Source organism: Enterobacter cloacae complex sp. HYC033_NIDB (genome assembly GCF_056673335.1).
The window spans coordinates 3098029-3112477 of sequence record NZ_CP115123.1; the positions used below are offsets into that span (position 1 = coordinate 3098029).

15 protein-coding genes are annotated in these 14449 nt (G+C 52.7%); 6 read left to right on the top strand and 9 right to left on the bottom strand.

Features of this window, described 5'->3' with window-relative positions; translation table 11 throughout:
* Positions 1 to 17: 17 nt before the first annotated feature.
* Positions 18 to 902: a hypothetical protein gene (locus O1721_RS14880; RefSeq protein WP_032650020.1), complete on the bottom strand. Its 885-nt coding sequence runs from the start codon at positions 900 to 902 to the stop codon at positions 18 to 20.
* A 285-nt stretch (positions 903 to 1187) separates the two neighbouring features.
* Here O1721_RS14880 and O1721_RS14885 point away from each other — a divergent pair, with 285 nt between their 5' ends.
* Positions 1188 to 2645 carry an EAL domain-containing protein gene (locus O1721_RS14885; RefSeq protein WP_032648256.1) on the top strand — a complete coding sequence of 486 codons (1458 nt, stop codon included), beginning with the start codon at positions 1188 to 1190 and terminating at the stop codon, positions 2643 to 2645.
* Between the two features lie 83 nt (positions 2646 to 2728).
* Here the strand turns inward: O1721_RS14885 and O1721_RS14890 are convergent, their stop codons facing one another.
* The 6 genes from O1721_RS14890 to O1721_RS14915 form a co-directional block, all read right to left on the bottom strand.
* Complete coding sequence (locus O1721_RS14890) at positions 2729 to 3007, bottom strand: biofilm development regulator YmgB/AriR family protein (RefSeq protein ID WP_044596271.1); 279 nt, start codon at positions 3005 to 3007, stop codon at positions 2729 to 2731.
* A 23-nt stretch (positions 3008 to 3030) separates the two neighbouring features.
* Positions 3031 to 3330, bottom strand: coding sequence for a hypothetical protein (locus O1721_RS14895; RefSeq protein WP_023296588.1), 300 nt, complete (start codon positions 3328 to 3330; stop codon positions 3031 to 3033).
* A 118-nt stretch (positions 3331 to 3448) separates the two neighbouring features.
* Positions 3449 to 3688: a regulatory protein YcgZ gene (ycgZ, locus tag O1721_RS14900; RefSeq protein WP_032648258.1), complete on the bottom strand. Its 240-nt coding sequence runs from the start codon at positions 3686 to 3688 to the stop codon at positions 3449 to 3451.
* 187 nt (positions 3689 to 3875) lie between these two features.
* A complete protein-coding gene (locus O1721_RS14905; protein WP_003857263.1) occupies positions 3876 to 4148 on the bottom strand; it encodes an ElaB/YgaM/YqjD family protein in 273 nt (90 codons plus the stop codon).
* A 184-nt stretch (positions 4149 to 4332) separates the two neighbouring features.
* Positions 4333 to 4938, bottom strand: coding sequence for a hypothetical protein (locus O1721_RS14910; RefSeq protein WP_032648260.1), 606 nt, complete (start codon positions 4936 to 4938; stop codon positions 4333 to 4335).
* Positions 4939 to 5277: 339 nt separating this feature from the next.
* On the bottom strand, positions 5278 to 5589 hold the full coding sequence (locus tag O1721_RS14915; protein WP_032648262.1) for a hypothetical protein: 312 nt from the start codon (positions 5587 to 5589) through the stop codon (positions 5278 to 5280).
* 604 nt (positions 5590 to 6193) lie between these two features.
* On the opposite strand from O1721_RS14915, the gene O1721_RS14920 reads away from it, so the two are divergent.
* From O1721_RS14920 to O1721_RS14930, 3 genes are all read left to right on the top strand, one after another.
* Complete coding sequence (locus O1721_RS14920) at positions 6194 to 6469, top strand: metal/formaldehyde-sensitive transcriptional repressor (protein WP_003857256.1); 276 nt, start codon at positions 6194 to 6196, stop codon at positions 6467 to 6469.
* A 32-nt stretch (positions 6470 to 6501) separates the two neighbouring features.
* Positions 6502 to 7620 (top strand): S-(hydroxymethyl)glutathione dehydrogenase/class III alcohol dehydrogenase, encoded by a 1119-nt coding sequence (locus tag O1721_RS14925; RefSeq protein ID WP_017693450.1) that lies wholly within the window; start codon positions 6502 to 6504, stop codon positions 7618 to 7620.
* 159 nt (positions 7621 to 7779) lie between these two features.
* Positions 7780 to 9471, top strand: coding sequence for a methyl-accepting chemotaxis protein (locus O1721_RS14930; RefSeq protein WP_032648265.1), 1692 nt, complete (start codon positions 7780 to 7782; stop codon positions 9469 to 9471).
* A 41-nt stretch (positions 9472 to 9512) separates the two neighbouring features.
* Here the strand turns inward: O1721_RS14930 and O1721_RS14935 are convergent, their stop codons facing one another.
* Positions 9513 to 10436 carry a LysR substrate-binding domain-containing protein gene (locus tag O1721_RS14935; RefSeq protein ID WP_015570563.1) on the bottom strand — a complete coding sequence of 308 codons (924 nt, stop codon included), beginning with the start codon at positions 10434 to 10436 and terminating at the stop codon, positions 9513 to 9515.
* Positions 10437 to 10663: 227 nt separating this feature from the next.
* Here O1721_RS14935 and hglS point away from each other — a divergent pair, with 227 nt between their 5' ends.
* Together hglS and O1721_RS14945 are read left to right on the top strand one after the other, a co-directional pair.
* On the top strand, positions 10664 to 12007 hold the full coding sequence (gene hglS / locus O1721_RS14940) for a 2-oxoadipate dioxygenase/decarboxylase HglS (RefSeq protein WP_032648267.1): 1344 nt from the start codon (positions 10664 to 10666) through the stop codon (positions 12005 to 12007).
* Positions 12008 to 12049: 42 nt separating this feature from the next.
* Complete coding sequence (locus O1721_RS14945) at positions 12050 to 13555, top strand: carboxylesterase/lipase family protein (RefSeq protein WP_032648269.1); 1506 nt, start codon at positions 12050 to 12052, stop codon at positions 13553 to 13555.
* On the opposite strand, the gene O1721_RS14950 is transcribed toward O1721_RS14945, so the two are convergent.
* Positions 13542 to 14384, bottom strand: coding sequence for a LysR family transcriptional regulator (locus tag O1721_RS14950; protein WP_032648271.1), 843 nt, complete (start codon positions 14382 to 14384; stop codon positions 13542 to 13544). The two genes, O1721_RS14945 and O1721_RS14950, sit on opposite strands and share 14 nt — an antisense overlap.
* Between the last annotated feature and the right edge of the window lie 65 nt (positions 14385 to 14449).

Here is a 14449-nt window from a genome sequence, read left to right on the forward strand (position 1 = left end):
ACCGAACGCCCGTCAGATCAGAGTGTAGACGTCATGTTGACAGCATGGCGTCGTTCTTTTGGCACCACGTTGATGTAATGTGTAACATAGGCAAAATATAATCCGGCATAATTTTCGACCAGCTCGATAAAGGCCGGGTAAATTGACATCCGGCCATCGCCGCGATCTTTAAGATAACCTGCCTCCTGCGCCGATTTGATAATGCGGTTGACGTGAATACGCGAGACGAAAAATTCTTTTGCCAGCGTGCTGGCTGAATACGCTATTATGGCACCGTGTGCTGTTTTGTTTTTAATGGCCTGCAAATAGAGATAGAGCATAATCATTCGGCCACCATCCTTATCAATAAATAAACCCACCTCCGGAAGCACTTTCCTGAATGTTAATCCGCGGAAAAGGTACTCTGCGGCGCGCCGGAAAAAGTTGTGCCTCAGAATGTCATTGTCCAGAAGATTAACATTAATGTTGAATGCCGGATAAAGAATGCTGACAGGCGTAAACGCCCCGGACATATAGCGTTTAAGCTCATCGAGTCCTTTTTCCGTCGGCGCGATTTTTGTTTTGCGGCGATCTTCAGTACAGCGCCAGGTCTTAATTCGCCCGGTGGTTTTAAGTATGGTGATGATCGCGATAACGCTGTTAGGGCTGGCGATATTATAGCGGGTGCATAGCGCCTTAATCTCTGAAACTGACTCAGCCTGATTGCCAAAAACAAAACAACACATGGACAGTATTATGTTGAAGCGTGATTCCTGAAGCATCGTTTTGTAGAACAAGGGTTGTTTTTTATAAATGGCATCATTAATTCTGTAGTGTTCTGTTATAGCTTCACCAAATCGCGGGTTGTTTTTAATGACATCCCTTCGATGTAGCAAAGCCCTGGATGAGATGTGATTATCCATAGCATTTTCTCTTTTTGTCTGGGCCGATAAGATGAAGTGTCCGGTCTTCTTTTTCGGAATTTTCATTATACCTTGAGAAGTGCATATTTACTGTCGTTATATGAAAAGAAAGTAATATTTATGCTGCATATGGATGAGTCGGTTGATTAACGCAAAGATGTTCATGTGCATAACATTGATAACGGTTTCTTAACCAAGCAGGGTGCGATAAAATTATTCAACGCGACAGGGAATATTGGTTTTAATTACAGGTGAGAATACTATTGGCATTCTCAGGAGCAGGTTATGTCTCAAAATTTACCTTTTATACAAGGTACGTGCTACAAGCAACGGTTTGTTATTTCAGCCTGCGGTTTCACCTTCGAGGGGTATAGCCTGCTTCTGAAGTCTCGTGGCGTAAACACCACGCGGCTCCATTTTGAAGAGGATGAAGTTTGCTCAGGTGATGTTCAAAAAATGATGCAAAATCAACACCCTGAGATTTCTGTTTTTCCTGGTCGCGACGTCGCTGCCTTTCTTGAAAGCCTGAAGCGGTTGGTATCGGTGCTGAATGCACTGCCGGTTATTTGTAGCGTGACGCTGTATGGCGCAATACCAGAGAGATGGCTTTATGCCACGTTGAGAAGTCTCGTTAATAATACCAAATCGTTATCGATGATCAGGATAGCGAATATTTCAGACGTAATGGACTGTGCAGACAACATTTATGACGTGCATACCGATTCGTCACGCTTATTGCGTGATGGGCCTGAGAAAGAAGGTAAGGAAAGCCTGCATGGTTTAACAAAGCGCGAATTAACCGTATTACTGAATTTTTATCGGGGTATTTCGATAAAAGAGCAGTCTGCGAGGTTAGGGTTGTCAGATAAAACCATTTATACCCATCGAAAAGTGGGGTTGGGTAAATTATATCTTATCAGAGTGTGGTTTAGCGATGCACGTGTCTTCAGGGAAGAAGTCTGTAGAGTAAAAAATAAGGTGCAGGGATTTTCGGATGCGGAAATAGATATTTTGCAGGCGTTACATAAGCGGGAAATCTTTGCGGCTTATCAAATTATTACCGATGGTAATAAAAAAGGAGTAGGCTTTGAAATTCTGCTGCGCTGGCATAAAAACGGTCAGGTTCTGAAGGCAGCCCAATTTCTGGACGGGGTAAAAAATGGCGAAATCTGGCTCAAACTGACGGCGTTAGTCATCCACGCGGCCGTATCAGGTATCAACAGATATAATGGGAAATATTATTTCTCGATTAATATTCCGCCTCCGCTGGCTACCGGGAACGCGCTGCCGGGAATGGCGAAAAAAGCCGTTGAGATGTTACTGAAGCCGCAGTGGGCCGGAAAACTTGTCTTTGAATTAGCGGAAACGATTGACGTAACAAAGGACCCAAATATTCCTGTCACTCTCCAGCGTTTACGCGCCGAGGGGTGTCGGCTGTTTCTGGATGATTGCTTTTCCAGAGATTACGCTATGTTACCCATCCGACAGATTAATGTTGATGGACTGAAGCTTGACCGCGATATAGTTGAGCACTTTGTTGCTAACGACAATGACTATAGCATTATTAAAGCGATACAGATATACAGCGACATGACAGGAAGGGAATGCGTTGCGGAAGGCGTCGATAGCGAAGAAAAATTTGAAAAACTTGTCGCGTTAGGGGTTAAACGCTTCCAGGGATATTATCTTTCCCGGGCGGTTAAAGAAGAAGAGCTGGATCGAATGGTACGGCTATTTAGTTAATGGGGTCACTGTGCTGGTGGTACGACAGAGAAACTCTTCGACCACCAGCAAAAACAGTCACTCACCAGCGCAGTAATCTGTTATCAGATATCATCGCGCGTAAAACCGACAACAATTTCAAGCGTATTTCGAATGACATCGCAGGCTTCGGGCTCCTCGGTAATTTCGAGGGCGTGAATCAGTTGCAGGATAATCTCTTTATTAGAGAGATTGTCACCGGTCAGCATAATACAGCGTATTGCCGAGCCCAACACTTCAACCTCACCACTGAGATGCTTTCCTGCATTAAGAAAATGTTCCGCCAGTCCTTTATCGTGCAGGGCTTCAAAATTATACGTCTGCTGCATAATCGCTTTACTCATGGTGGTCACCGTTTCGGTTAAAATTAGTGTTTCTTGTCTGGGGTCAGAAGCGTGTTGTGAGTAAAGAGAGATCGCATGCGACCAATGTCATAATCGCCCATCACTCTTCCCCGATCGTGCGAGACTCCGGTTACACGCTGGCGCACTTCATCTTCAGCGGCAATCAATGCATTTTTACGTTCATCATTTGATTCAACGTTAGCCATCGCCCGCAGGCGATTAGCAAGAGACACAAAGGTAATAGGTCCGTTCTCTTTCAGTATGGATAATACGGCCTCACCGATAAGGTCATCCTTAAGTCGTTCAAATTTAGTTCTATGCATAGCTTCAATCTCACTCTGCTACACGCGGCAGGCTGTAGCATGGGGTTAGTCATCGCATTCAGGAACTCTATTCTCACTCAGCATGACTAACTTAGTAAGTTAAAAAACAGTGTTCAGGTTAACGCTCGAAGAAGAGGGCTATCAGACCGTTGTAGTGCGCTTTCTCAACGTCTAACGTTGATTCTTCAATTCTGCGCAACAGCTTTGTACAAATTGTCATTCTGCTCAGTTGTACATTTTCTTTGATGATCTCACTGACGATGGCACCAAGGGTTTCCTGCTGTGTCGGGACGTTATCCTTGTTAAAATACAAGGTGATAGCGCTTTCTGCTGTAGAGGGAGCATGGTTGCGACGCATAATTTTCCACCGTTAACAAACAATTTTGTAACATCAGTGGCATTGAATTTATACTATTCGATCAAATCTGTACATTAAAATTGTACAACTTTTCACGTGGATCGTGTTTTTGTCAGGAAAACTATCAACTATAGGGGGGGAAAGAGCAGGAAAGAGGGGAAAAGGAAAGGCCCCGAAGGGCCTGAAATTATTTACGTCCCAGCAGAAGTCCCAGAACGATACCTACCGCACCCGCAGCGATTAAGCCCGTTAACGGGTTATTTCTGACGGCTTCAGTAACATCCGAAACGGCATCACTGGCCTGGGCAGCATATTTTTTCGCTGCACCTTTCACCTGGTGTTTAGGGGAGTCAACGAATTCACCAAACTGCTGCTGCGCAGAGCCGGATAATTCATCAAGTTTGTTTTTGGCTTTATCGCCAGCGTATTGTGCATTTTTATCAGTGTCGAAATCAGACATTCCAGCCTCCTTTTGTTGATAGTCTAAGGATAGACGCTGATTTCAGGCGTGAGAGAGATTTCGCTGAAATCGACGCCTGATTGCCCCTTTTTAGGATATGTCTTTCTTACATGGCCACCCTAACGTCCTAAGAATGTCGTTGATCAATATTTCCCTCGCCATCTCTCTACGCAGCACCAGGAGATTATTTTTGTCGTGCGTGAGCGGGAAAGGTAACGTAATAGCCAAGGGATGCAGCCAGGCACAGCATATAGCCGAACGATTCCGAACCTTCCTCCACGGCGTTTTTCACGACACGCATATAGCCATGCTCCAGGATGGCGTGCCACAGCACCTGCATGCCAAAGAGGCGGGAGAAGACCAGTACAGCCAGCAGGCCGCTTAAAAGAATACCGTACCAGGGGGATTGGGTATATTTTGCCAGCTGTTCCAGGGTAGCGCGAAAATGCATAACGGGGCGAATTAGCGCCAGCAGAGCGGTAATCAGCGCGAACCACACCCAACTCCCATGAGAAATGAGATCAAAAAGCGCGTCCAGTTCACGAATTAGCATTGTCAGGAAAAATCCGCCCACCAGAATATTACAGTAACGCATGGATTCGTACATTTTCGCCAGACGAAAATGGAGAAAGACAATAGTCGCTAATACCGTTTCCTGCATAATTTCGGTCAGTGATAATTCCGGAATATCATGGCCGACAAACCGCATATCAACCCAAAGACAAAGTACAATAAGTGCGCAAGCGGCCGCCGCGCCAACGAAGAATAAAAAGCTCTTTAGTACAATCATTAACACCACCATTTTGTTTGTAGCGAGTATGTTAGGTGACGAGAATGTTATTTCTGTTCACATTGTGCCATATAAGTGCGGATTTTTAACATTTCGAGCTAAATAGGGTTGGTCACGACGAGACGAAAGCGTAAATATCGTCAACAACGTCTGTGCTGTTTAGGCGGGCGCTGTCATTGCGGAGGGTGCCATCAGGCAACGGGATGTCAGGGTATTGAGGGACCAGCGAGAGGTGGAAAACACAGCTGAGGAACTATCTTGTCGATGTTTTCTTAAGAACGTACTCTGATTGAGAAAGCGTTCAGTTCCACAAAAAATGCTGTTTCTCCACCCTGGGAATTATTTTTCTTCTGTGTACTCACCTTTTGATTTCAGTTTATCTCTAACCAGGTTGGCGCAACTGGTTGCATTCTGTAAACTCAGGTCGTTTACAATAGAAGATCGAGATTTTAAAACTTCGTTGTAAGCTTCTTTAACTTTCGGACTGACTGTTGCAGCAAAACTATCTGGTGGGAAGTTACCCAAAGGTTCTTTGTCACCGCTTAAGGCCTTAGCACAAGCATTATTAATTTGGTCATCAATGCTTAATTGATTAGCGATAGCTGATAACGAAAAAGATAAAACCAAAGAGGCGAGAACAATTCTTTTCATACTTAGTCATTCCTTAATGATGAAGCGTTGTGATCCGAATTCAATATGTAAAACCCAATTGTGATAGTAATATTTATCAGAGTGTATAAAAATTCTTTTGGATAAACCGGATCAGGACCAGTTTCAGCAATGTTTTCTGTCCGAACATGCTGCACTCGACTTATTTTGTTTACTACAGGCTACATGTTATCAAAGATAAATATATCCAACAGTATTAGTCTATTCTTTTTCGTATTCTTATGATACCTACGTTCTTTAGTGGGGGTTAGTGTGATTGCACAAGTCTTTTAAAGTAGGATTTTTAAGAAAGAATGACGTTGTATGACTTCATCTGTACCACACTTGCATTACACTCAATAACAAGAACAACCAACACGTTAATTTTAAAGGGACAGTGCATGGCTGCAATGGATTTATCCATCTACTTTTCGCTCCTGACGCACCTGATTGCCCACTTCTGGTATATCAGCGAGTCACCAATATTAACTCCAGACGCTGATTTTTCACATTACCTACGGCTCTACTTAAAACCCACACTAAACTTCATGTTTACATAAAATCGTATTAACAGATACAATACCCCCCTATAGTATCAGGAGGGCGTATGCCGCATTCACCCGAAGATAAAAAACGTATTCTGACCCGCGTCCGCCGCATTCGGGGCCAGGTTGATGCCCTTGAACGCGCCCTGGAATCGGGCGATCCCTGTCTCGCCATTTTGCAGCAAATTGCCGCCGTGCGCGGCGCTGCCAATGGTCTGATGGGGGAAATGGTCGAAATTCACCTCAAAGATGAGCTGGTGACGGGGGAGACCACCCCGGATCAGCGGGCTGTGCGGATGGCGGAAGTCGGCCATTTGCTGCGCTCTTATCTAAAATAAACCCACACACCTCACAACAAGGGAAAGACATCATGAAATCTCGCGCAGCTGTCGCGTTCGGCCCAGGCCAGCCGCTGAAAATCGTTGAAATTGATGTTGCTCCGCCGAAGAAAGGCGAAGTGCTGATCAAAATTACCCACACCGGCGTTTGCCATACCGATGCGTTTACCCTGTCTGGTGACGATCCGGAAGGCGTATTCCCGGCGGTGCTCGGCCACGAAGGGGGCGGTGTGGTGGTGGAAGTGGGTGAAGGCGTCACCAGCCTGAAGCCCGGCGACCATGTGATCCCGCTCTACACCGCAGAGTGCGGCGAGTGTAAGTTCTGCAAATCCGGCAAAACTAACCTCTGCCAGGCCGTGCGCGCCACGCAGGGCAAAGGACTTATGCCGGACGGCACCACCCGTTTCTCCTATAACGGCGAGCCCATTTATCACTACATGGGTACCAGCACCTTCAGCGAATACACGGTGTGCGCCGAGATCTCACTGGCGAAAGTGAATCCGCAGGCCCCGCTGGATAAAGTCTGTCTGCTCGGCTGCGGTGTCACCACCGGTATCGGCGCGGTGCATAACACGGCGAAAGTGAAAGAGGGGGACACCGTGGCGGTGTTCGGCCTGGGCGGGATCGGTCTGGCGGTTATCCAGGGCGCGGTACAGGCGAAAGCTGGGCGTATCATTGCTGTGGACACCAACCCGGAGAAATTTAAGCTCGCAGGTGAGATGGGGGCGACCGACTTTATCAACCCGAAAGACTACGACAAACCGGTTCAGGACGTGATCGTTGAGCTGACCGACGGCGGCGTGGACTTTAGCTTCGAATGTATCGGCAACGTCAACGTAATGCGCTCAGCGCTGGAGTGCTGCCACAAAGGCTGGGGCGAGAGCATCATTATCGGTGTGGCCGGCGCGGGTCAGGAGATCAAAACCCGTCCCTTCCAGCTGGTGACAGGGCGCGTATGGCGCGGGTCAGCATTTGGCGGCGTGAAAGGCCGTACTCAGCTGCCGGGCATGGTTGAAGATGCGATGGTCGGTAAAATTCAGCTTGATCCGTTCATTACGCACCGCCTGCCGCTGGAGCAGATCAACGAAGCCTTCGATCTGATGCACGAAGGAAAATCCATTCGCACCGTTATCCATTTCGGCGACAACTGATTATTCTGCCAGCGGTTTTTTCCGCTGGCATTTCTTCCCTGATCTTCTCTAAAGTGTGACCTGTCCGGCGCTTTTAGACGTAATTTAATTCCCTGGCGTGCCGATGACTCTTTTACAGGCGTGTTATTACGCATCTTACCTATAAGAGAGTCGACGGTCATGGACAACACAACATCGATGCAGGCGCAGCCTAAGCTGAGTTTCTTGCATCACATCCGGCTGGTTCCGCTGTTTTCCTCCATTCTCGGTGGCATTATTCTCCTGTTTGCATTGAGCTCAGGTCTGGCAGGCTATTTCCTGCTCCAGGCCGATAACGATCAGCAGGATGTCACGGCAGAAATCCAGGTGCGCACCGGTCTGTCAAACAGTTCCAACCATTTACGCACCGCCCGTATCAACATGATCCACGCGGGTGCGGCCAGCCGTATCGCGGAGATGGAGGCGATGAAACAAAACATCGCTGAGGCTGAGATCCGCATCAGGCAGTCGCAGGATGGATTTGCCGCTTATATGAAGCGCACCGTTCGTACCCCGGCTGATGAAGCGCTGGATGGCGATCTGAAAGCCCGCTATGACGCCTACATCGCCGGTATGCAGCCGATGCTGAAATATGCCAAAAATGGCATGTTTGAAGCCATTATTAACCACGAAAATGAGACCGCGCGTCCGCTGGACGATGCCTATAACGCGGTGCTGCTGAAGGCGATAAAAATCCGCACCGAACGCGCCAACGCGCTGACGGCACAGGCTCACACCCGCACCCGGCTGGGGCTGATGTTTATGTTCGGCGCGTTTGGCCTGGCGCTGGCGCTGGCGGTGATCACCTTTGTGGTGCTGCGCCGTACGGTGATAAACCCGCTCCAGCGAGCCGCTACGCGTATCGAAAATATCGCAAAAGGCGATTTGACCATGCCGGACGAACCGACCGGACGCAGCGAAATTGGCCGCCTGACGCGCGATCTGCAAACGATGCAGCACGCGCTGGTGACAACCGTGGGCACCGTGCGGCAAGGGGCGGAGGAGATCTATCGTGGAACCAGCGAGATCTCCGCGGGTAACACCGATCTCTCTTCCCGTACCGAGCAGCAGGCGGCGGCGATTGAACAGACGGCGGCCAGCATGGAGCAGCTCACCGCGACGGTGAAACAGAACGCCGATAACGCGCATCATGCGAGTAAACTGGCAGAAGATGCCTCCGGTAAGGCCAGCCGCGGGGGGCAGATGGTCTCCGGCGTGGTGAAAACCATGGGTAATATTTCCACCAGCTCGAAGAAGATCTCTGAAATTACCGCCGTGATTAACAGTATCGCGTTCCAGACCAATATTCTGGCGCTCAACGCGGCGGTCGAGGCGGCGCGTGCGGGTGAACAGGGACGCGGCTTTGCGGTCGTGGCGAGTGAAGTCCGCACCCTGGCAAGCCGCAGCGCGAATGCGGCGAAAGAGATTGAAAGCCTGATTAATGAATCTGTGTCGCTTATCGATCAGGGTTCCGGGGAAGTGGTTGCGGCGGGCAATACCATGAATGAGATCGTCGAGGCGGTTAAACGCGTCACCGATATTATGCTGGAGATTGCAGCGGCGTCCGATGAGCAGAGCCGCGGCATTGTTCAGGTGAGCCAGGCGATTTCCGAGATGGACAAGGTGACGCAGCAGAATGCCTCGCTGGTGGAAGAAGCTTCTGCGGCGGCGGCCTCGCTGGAAGAGCAGGGCGCACGTCTGACGGAGGCCGTTGGCGCGTTTCGTCTCATCGGGGCAGGGGCTGGACGGACTACAGCCCCTGCAACCGCAGCGAAATCCGCGCCTTTAACACCGGCGGCGGCCGTCTCAGGTGATAACTGGGAAACGTTCTGAGTAAGACAGACCCGCCCTCGCGGCGGGTTCTGCGTTTAGGGTCAGAGAGGCATTGATTTACGAATGGCGCTTAACAGCGTTTGGGCACCTTCAGAGAGCGGGGCATCTACCCGCGTCAGGATCCCAATCGGTTCTCCCGCGCCGGGCGATGTTACCGGCAGCGCCGTAAGCACGCCGCGTCGCAGATCGTCCTTCACCGCGCCGGACGGCACAAACCACACGTAGTCGTAATCCACCGTAAGCTGGCGCGACAGCGACGCCGAGAGCGTTTCAATACATCCGGAAGGCAGCGTGCAGCCCTGCATTTGCAGCAACGCTTCCGCATTCTGACGCGGAACGGTTCCTTTTGGTGAGACCACCACCGGCCACTCCATCACGCGGCTCAGGGTCACGGTGTCCTGCAACAGGGGATGATTCGGACGCACGACCAGCTTCAGCGATTCCAGGAACAGCAGCTCGTAATTCAGGCCGCTCATCAGTTCCGGATCGGACATCCGCCCAATGCCCAGATCCAGCTCGCCTGACTTCAGGCCCGCCAGCAGCATGGTATTATTCATGGTCGCGACCTGAAGCGTGGCGTGCTTTTGCTGACGGTGGAACTGGCCGATCGCCGCAGGCAGTATACCCAGCGCCGCCGTTGGCAGCGCGCCCACGCGCACGATGTCGCTGGCCGACTCCTCTTTACGGTTGAGCGCCTGACCGGCGGTATTGAGGGCATCGAGAACTTTAACGGCATGCGTCAGGAACTGTTCACCCACGAGAGTAAGCTGAGCGCCCAGACGGCCACGATCGAACAGGCGGGTTCCGGTAAGCTGTTCCAGTTCGTTCAGCGTTTTGGATAGTGCAGGCTGACTGAGGTTAAGGGTTTCAGCCGCTCGCCCCAGCGTTCCCTGTTGAGCGACGGCCACAAAAGTATGCAAATGGCGCAAGCGTATGCGCTGACTGAACAGACCATTTTTTTCCATAGGCGATGTTAAAAACAGAGCGACGCGGGTGACAAGTTAAGATGTTTGAATTTGATAACCTGATAGCAAAATATTTTTAACATTTGATCTGTTTGAGTTACAACCGTTTTTCGAAAATGCCCACGCTTTGACCACTCGTCTGCCTGGATCACAATTCGTAAATTCTTCCCAACGAAAGGAACGGGCTTCTCTACACTCCAGGTAGTATTCACTGGAGGCATGACATCATGGCGAACACCATCACGGCTGATGATATTCGGGAACACTTTTCGCAGGCTATGTCGGCGATGTACCAGCAGGAAGTTCCGCAGTACGGCACCTTGCTGGAACTGGTGGCGGACGTTAACCTGGCGGTTCTGGAAAATAACCCACTTTTACATGAACAACTGGCAAACGCAGACGAACTGGCGCGCCTGAATGTTGAACGTCACGGTGCGATCCGCGTTGGCACCGCGCAGGAGCTTTCCACCCTGCGCCGGATCTTCGCCATTATGGGCATGTATCCGGTCAGCTATTACGATCTCTCCCAGGCGGGCGTGCCCGTCCACTCGACGGCGTTTCGTCCGACAGACGATGCGGCGCTCTGCCGTAATCCGTTTCGCATTTTTACCTCGCTGCTGCGCCTGGAGCTGATTGAAAACGTTGCGCTGCGCGAAAGGGCGGCGGAGATCCTCTCCCGGCGCAACATCTTTACGCCGCGCTGCCTGGAACTGATCGACCTGCATGATGCGCAGGGACACTTTACCGAGGCACAGGCGCGCGAATTTGTTCAGGAAGCCCTGGAAACCTTCCGCTGGCATCGCCATGCGACGGTCGATCAGGAAACCTATCTGGCGCTGAGCAACGAACATCGCCTGATTGCCGACGTGGTCTGTTTCCCGGGGTGCCATATCAACCATCTCACGCCGCGCACGCTGGATATCGACCGGGTGCAGGAGCTGATGCCGAAGTACGGCATTGAGCCGAAAATCCTGATTGAAGGCCCGCCGCGCCGCGAGGTGCCGATCCTCCTGCGCCAGACCAGCTTTAAGGCGCTGGAGGAGCCGGTGCTTTTCGCAGGAGAACACAGGGGCACCCATACCGCGCGTTTCGGTGAGATTGAGCAGCGCGGCGTGGCGCTTACGCCGAAAGGACGCGAGCTGTACGACAGCTTGTTAAACCAGGCCGGGACCGGCAAAGACAACCTGACCCACCAGCTTCACCTGCGCGAGATATTCAGCGCCTTCCCGGACAGCGAAATGTTCCTGCGCCGTCAGCGGCTGGCTTATTTCCGCTACCGTCTGACCCCGACAGGTGAGGCGCATCGCCACGCGTTTCGTCCCGGCGACGATCCGCAGCCGCTGATCGAACGCGGCTGGGTTGTAGCACAGCCCATCACCTACGAGGATTTTCTGCCCGTCAGTGCGGCGGGGATCTTCCAGTCGAATCTTGGCAATGAAACGCAGGCGCGCAGCCACGGCAATGCCAGCCGCAATGCCTTCGAAGCAGCGCTCGGCTGTGCGGTGTACGACGAGTTTTCGCTTTACGAGGAGGCGGAAGCGCGCAGCAAACAGCGTTGCGGTTTGCTCTGAAACCGTTACTCTGCAAGGGTGTGATGGAAAAAGAAGGTTGGTATGGAAAATCCCTCCGCCCCTGTGGTTGAAACGCGCCAGGGCGCACTGATTGGTTTTACTGAAGGCGATACCCACGTGTGGTGCGGCATCCCCTATGCAGCACCGCCCGTAGGCCAGTGGCGCTGGCGCTCCCCGCGTCCCCCCGCGCGCTGGGATGGCGTGCGTCCGGCGACGGCGTTCTCCGCCTCCAGCTGGCAGAGCAGCGAAAGCTGTCAGGAGCTGGGCGGCGGCGATCCCGGCCAGTTCTCTGAAGACTGCCTGTACCTTAACGTCTGGTCGCCAGTCGCACGCGCCGATCCGCTTCCGGTGATGGTCTGGCTGCACGGCGGAGGATTTACCCTCGGCGCTGGCGGGCTGCCTCCGTATAACGGCAGGGCGCTGGCGAAGCGCGGCACGGTGGTGGTGACGATCAATTACCGTCTCGGACACCTCGGCTTTTTTGCCCATCCGGCGCTGGAGGGGGAAGAAGAGCGCGTGGTGCATAACTTTGCGCTGCTCGATCAGATCCAGGCCCTGGAATGGGTGCGCGATAACATCGCCGCGTTCGGCGGCGATCCTGAGAACATCACCGTATTTGGCGAGTCGGCCGGCGCGCGCAGCGTGCTGTCGCTGATGGCCTCTCCGCTTGCGCGAGGACTGTTCCATAAAGCCATTGTGCAAAGCGGGTACACGCTGCCCGACACCCCACGCGGGCAGGCCATGCATAAAGGCGAAGCGATTGCCGCCCATTTCGGCCTGCACAATGCCACCGCGGAACAGCTTCGCGCGCTCCCGCCTGAGGCGTTCTGGCCGCTGACCTCGCCGCTGAATATCGCCCCTGCGCCCATCGTGGGGGATTGCGTTTTGCCTGAGGCCATGCTCGACGTCTTTTTCGCGGCCCGCCAGCATCCTGTACCGGTGATGATTGGGTCAAACAGCGACGAAGCCAGCGTGATGTCGGTGTTCGGGGTCGATCTGGCCGGGCAGATCCAGAAGCTTCGCCGCGAGCGGCGCTTTGGCCTGGGGCTGATTAAGCTGCTTTATCCTGGCGTGAAGGGCGATGAGGAACTTGGCAGGCAGGTATGCCGCGACATGGCCTTCACCACCATGGGATACGTAGTGATGCAGGCGCAGCAGCGGGTGGGCGGCCTGTGCTGGCGATACTGGTTTGATTATGTGGCCGAAGCGGAGCACGCGACGTACATCAATGGCGCCTGGCACGGCAACGAAGTGCCCTACGTGTTCGATACCCTTGGACAGGTGGAACCCTCGCGGCAGTATGTAAATGAACGCGATCTGGCCTTCGCCGCTCAGGTGGCGGACTACTGGGTGAGCTTCGCCCGGGATGCGGGGGCACGCGATAGCCTGACAGGGCCCACGCGCTGGCCCGCCTGCCGGAAAGGGCGAGACGTGCTGTTACGTATCGGTGTGAATAAACATGCAGGTTTTCGGCTTGAAAACCGCTTCATGCGTGCCCGTATGAGCCTCTTCAAACGGGTGATGAAACACCACGTCAGCCTCGACTGAGCAGACAGGCGCGAAACGCATCCAGTCCGTTTTCCGGGCAGGGTGCGTCGCGTAATACCAGCCGGTAGCTCGCCCCCGTCTTTATGCTTGTGTCAAAAGGCCGCATCAGCCGTCCGGCGCGCACGTCCTCCTCCACCAGCGTTTCATCCGCGATGGCGATGCCCAGCCCCTGAATGGCGGCGGTAATGGCCAGATCCATGGTTTCGAAGTGTTGATTTTTGAGCATAGCTGGCGGCGGACCCGGCTGTTTCGCCAGCCACAGCGTCCAGTCCGTTTTGTCCCGCGTGGGGTGAAGGAAGGTGAGAGTTTCCAGCGCAGAACCGGCCCGTACCGGGCTCATCACCGGGGTTAAGGCCTCTTCGAACAGCAGATCGCCGGCGCTCATGTGTGTCCCAAACACAATCGCCGCGTCACAGGATTCGGTTTTGAAATTGACGTTATGATCGGTGGTGGTGGTCAGCGCAATCTGGAGTTCCGGCTGTTCGCGCTCCACCTGTAGCAGCCGCGGCACCAGCCAGCGCATCGCGCAGGTAGGCGCTTTCAGACGAATAACGGTCTGGTGCGTTCGTGCCTGTTCAGCAACGTTCAGCAGGTGCTCAAACGCAGATTGCAGCTCAGGCAGCAGGGCGCTTCCCTGAGAGGAGAGACGCAGGCCGCGCGCATGGCGCTCGAACAGCGGGAAGCCGAACCAGCTTTCCAGCGAAGCGATTTTGCGGCTTACCGCCCCCTGCGTCAGACAAAGCTCCCTGGCGGCATGGGTTAGATTCAGGTGACGCGCGGTCACGATGAACGTCTCTACGGCATTGAGCGGAAATGATCGACGCGACATATCTCACCTTAGCTATGCGTTTTTGTCATGGCTATTATGACAACAATTCGATTGTCCCGGCAATG